Below are 4,245 nucleotides of genomic sequence, written 5' to 3'. Positions count from 1 at the left end.
TTGCTTTTAATGCACAGCGCGCTATTGATTACGTATCGACATTAATTGAATCTAAACAATGTAATTTTTTTGATTCCGGACAAACCTTATCGGCATATGAGTTTGGTGATGGCAATCTTAATTTAGTATTTAGAATTACTGATGAGCAAAATAATAGTGTTATTTTAAAGCAAGCTCTGCCTTACGCGCGTTGCGTGGGTGAGTCGTGGCCATTAACGCTTGATAGAGCCCGTATAGAAGCACAAGTTTTACTTAATCATGGTGCTATTTGCCCTACTTATACTGCTAATGTTTTACATTATAGTGAAATGCAAGCGCTGACTATTTTAGAAGATTTAGGTAATTTACAAATATTGCGTACTGCACAAAATAATGCAGAGCAATTCCCTAAATTAGCGCAGCACGTAGCGACCTACTTAAGCCACACCGGCTTTTATAATTCAGATTTTTACTTAACCGCGCAAACTAAAAAAGCACTCGTTAGCCAATTTACTAATCCTGAGCTTTGCCAAATCACTGAAGACTTATTTTTTAGCGATCCGTACATTGAGCACGAACGCAATAACTACCCAAAGCAACTACAAAACGAAGTTGACGCAATACAAAAAAACAACGCATTGAAGTTAGAAATAGCAAAACTAAAAGCTAATTTTTTATCTAAGCCGCAAACATTACTTCATGGTGATATGCACAGCGGTAGCATTTTTGTTGATTGTAATAATACAAAGATGATTGACCCAGAATTTGGCTTTTTTGGGCCTATTGGGTTCGATATTGGCTCTTTTATTGGTAATTTACTATTGAATTACTGCGCGCAAGCAGGTCATATTGATGACTTTGTAGCACGTCGCAATTACCAAACACATTTACTTAGCTGTATCGTAGACACCTATAGTTTATTTGAGCAGCAATGGCTTGAATTAATACGCACTAAAACATTAGATGAATCACTAGCGCCAGTAGGCTATGCGCAATACTTTATGAAAAACGTATTGCAAGATGCTGTTGGTTACTGTGGTGCTGAGTTAATTAGGCGTACTATTGGGCTTGCGCACGTAAGCGATATAGATAGTATTAGTGATGACAATGCGCGCCTTACAGTGCAAAAACAAACATTAGCACTAGGCGAGCAACTTATTTTAAATGCACAAACATGCAGCAACAAAGAAGCATTTTTTAGTTTATTAATAAGCCAATTAAACTAACAAGCATTAAAAAAGGCGCTATAAGCTGTCTCTTGATCACAAGTCTGACTCAAGAGATTTTGCTAAATCGTAGCCTTCCAGGATGGCTTGTAACTTAAGCCATCCTTGCCATAACACTTTCACAGATGCACGCCCTGTGCGCTTGGTATCTTTCCAGCCTCCTAACTTTGCCAGTTCCTGATACGCCCATGACATATTTGGAGCAGTTTCAGGCAATGGTGTTTTTATTCTCTTTAACCACAATAACTTCCATGCTTTGGGAGATAACAGTTGTTCACAACTTGGAGAATCAGGCTGCTCATTGGTGAACTTTAGTTGCAATATTCGCGTCGCAATAAAGCCATTAATCGTCACCAATCTTTCCATGTTATCTTGGCTTTGAAGGCGTAAACTTTCGATATCCGTGCCATCACTTTTTCAGACTTTATGGTATTCCTCTACAAGCCAACGGTGCTCATAGTAGGTGATGATAGCTAAGGCGTCTTCTTTGCTGGTGACTGGTTCACTGGTTAATAGGTGCCAGCTTAAGCCGTTCTCAGCGTTTCCTCTCTCTGCACTGCCGACATAGTAAACTGGGAGGGAGCGTCCTTTTTTATTGTAAGGCGCTTTGAGTGTCACTGGCGCATAGGTGATATCCAGTGTTGCGCTTCGGGCTTTTCTTCCTCCTTTTTGTGCAATGTGGATGTGTTTGGTGCCTGCACTCATCAGCTCGCTTGCAAACGCATAGAGCTTATCCTCACCTTCTTCAATATGACGACTTTGCATCGAGCGTACGACGAATCGTTGCTGCTCGGTCAGTTTATACTGCAAGTATTCGTAGATGTCCGCTTCGCGGTCACACACCGATATCACGTTCGCCATTTGTCCTTGCAGCCGCTCTGCCATCGCTCGTGACGCTGACTCCCACTTGTAACTTTCTTTTTCTTCGTAAGAAGTCGTCGCGTGTTTTTCTCTTTTTCCAATCGTGTTGATATCACGACTCCAGCGAGACTGTTCAATTAATCCCACAACTTGCTTTGTGTCTGGCGCAAACAGTAATACGCCATGAGCTAACAAGCCTCGTTGTTTTGCCCCTCGTCCGACATGACCCAAATCATCTCGAATGGAGGAATGTTTATAAATTAGTGTGGTCGTGTCTTCTAATGCGAGCAATAAGTTATGACTTTTTGCTTGTTCAACCGTGGCTTTAAAGCCTGACTCTGCTATAGCCGTTGCGTCAATATTCTCGTTGCGAATAAAGCGGTAGGCACCTTCCATATCGGCGGGGGATTGAGTGATGTTTACAAGTGGTTTTCCTGGTTCATTTGCAAGCGTTGATGCTAACTTTACCAGACGCGCTGTTCTTCTTGGATCACCTAAGTCCGATTTACCGAATTGTTGTTTTGCCCAATGAGTATGTTCGTTAATCATAATGTGCCCTCAAACAAGATTTGAAGATCTGATCATGACATTGAGATTTAGTTCAAAAAAATCCCCGCTAATTTCTTAGCAGGGATTTGTGTATAAGAGACAGCAATTAGCGGCTTTTTTGTGTGCAATAAATAACTAATTTATTATTTACGTTTGGTAGGCTTAACACGTTGATTGTGTTTTTTAACTGCTTTGCGGATCTGGTTGATTTTAGCGCGTTTATCTTTGCGTTTTTCAGGCATAACAGAAAGCTTAGTTTGTGTCTCGCGCCCTAATTTAACGGTTTTGCGTAAGTAGTTTACTGTTTCTAAATCATACTCCATCCAACCACCTTGTGGCACGCGCTTATCAAGCTCTAGTTTACCGTAACGAATACGAATAAGACGAGATACTTCCGCATCTTGAGACTGCCATAAACGACGTACTTCACGGTTACGTCCTTCATTTAACGTTACGTTAAACCAGCGGTTAACGCCTTCGCCACCCATAGGGGTTACAGTCGTGAATTTGGCTGGACCATCTTCAAGCTCAACACCACGTAGTAAGTTTTTAACCGTTTCATTGGTTACTTCACCAAATACACGCGCAGAGTATTCACGCTCTACTTCATAGCTTGGGTGCATCAAGCGGTTAGCTAATTCACCATCATTAGTAAAGAGCATCAAACCCGAAGTATTAACGTCTAATCGGCCAACCGCAATCCAACGCTCACCATCAATACGAGGAAGTCGGTCAAATACTGTCCGACGCCCTTCTGGATCTTTACGTGTGCTTAACTCACCTTCGGGTTTGTTATACATAATCACACGACAGATTCTATCTGCTTTTTCTTCAATCTTTACAGTGTGCCCGTCAACACGAATCAAATCGGTTTCTTCAACACGGTCTCCTAACTTTGCCACTTTACCGTTTACACTAACGCGGTTTGCATCAATGTATTTTTCCATTTCACGGCGTGAGCCTACGCCTGCACGGGCTAAGACTTTTTGTAACTTTTCACCTTGTATAATACTCATTCGGATGGTTCTCTCACAGAAGGATCGCTCAATAACTGGTTAATTTTACTTTGCTGCTCTGTTGGCAGCGCAGGTAAGTTTTCAAGTCCAGTTAACGAAAAATAATCTAAAAATTGTTTAGTAGTTGCATATAAAGCCGGCTTACCCGGAACCTCTTTATGCCCTACCACTTTAACCCAATCTCTTTCGAGTAGGGTTTTAATAATATTCGAACCCGTAGTAACACCCCTTACTTGCTCAATTTCACCGCGCGTAATGGGCTGCCTATATGCAATAAGTGATAATGTTTCCAGTAAAGCACGTGAGTATTTTGGTGCGCGTTCTTGCCACAAGTTATTTAACCAAGGGCTTAAACTACTACATGCCTGAAAACGATACCCACTACCAACTTCAACTAAGCGAATACCACGAGTTTGAAAATGTTCTTGTATTGTATCTATTGCGTCGTTTATTCGCGCCATAGAAATAGCTAAATCTATTAATACAGTATCTTTAAGGTGGCGTTTACTAACAGGCTTATCTGCAACAAAAATAGCTGCTTCAATGATCTCAACTAGTTGTTCATCACTAATTCGCCGACCCGCCATACACACTCTTAACAAATAAAAATACAC

The 4,245-nt window shown here is 41.2% G+C and carries 3 protein-coding genes and 1 pseudogene; 1 reads left to right on the top strand and 3 read right to left on the bottom strand.

The annotated features are described in order from the left end of the window. A partial coding sequence (gene mtnK / locus H5072_RS12860) for an S-methyl-5-thioribose kinase (RefSeq protein WP_220488619.1) occupies nucleotides 1-1,205 on the top strand: 1,205 nt, incomplete at its 5' end. A 36-nt stretch (nucleotides 1,206-1,241) separates the two neighbouring features. On the opposite strand, the pseudogene H5072_RS12855 reads toward mtnK, so the two are convergent. The 3 genes and pseudogenes from H5072_RS12855 to scpB form a co-directional block, all read right to left on the bottom strand. Further along, nucleotides 1,242-2,615, bottom strand: a pseudogene (locus H5072_RS12855) (IS4 family transposase). Nucleotides 2,616-2,758: 143 nt separating this feature from the next. Further along, entirely contained in the window at nucleotides 2,759-3,631 is an 873-nt protein-coding gene (gene rluB, locus H5072_RS12850; protein ID WP_024595359.1) for a 23S rRNA pseudouridine(2605) synthase RluB, read from the bottom strand. After that, on the bottom strand, nucleotides 3,628-4,218 hold the full coding sequence (scpB, locus tag H5072_RS12845) for an SMC-Scp complex subunit ScpB (RefSeq protein ID WP_182672229.1): 591 nt from the start codon (nucleotides 4,216-4,218) through the stop codon (nucleotides 3,628-3,630). Before scpB ends, rluB begins: the two co-directional genes overlap by 4 nt. Between the last annotated feature and the right edge of the window lie 27 nt (nucleotides 4,219-4,245).

This window comes from Pseudoalteromonas sp. SR45-5 (assembly GCF_014163565.1).
GTDB classification, from domain to species: Bacteria; Pseudomonadota; Gammaproteobacteria; order Enterobacterales; family Alteromonadaceae; genus Pseudoalteromonas; species Pseudoalteromonas distincta.
The sequence above is the reverse complement of the archived record's forward strand: the minus strand, read 5'-3'. Positions and strand labels throughout refer to the sequence as shown.

What these genes read in the sequence shown, in the direction of transcription:
- rluB (WP_024595359.1), bottom strand. Translation starts at nt 3,631, where the DNA reads ATGAGTATTATACAAGGTGAAAAGTTACAAAAAGTCTTAGCCCGTGCA.
- scpB (WP_182672229.1), bottom strand. Translation starts at nt 4,218, where the DNA reads ATGGCGGGTCGGCGAATTAGTGATGAACAACTAGTTGAGATCATTGAA.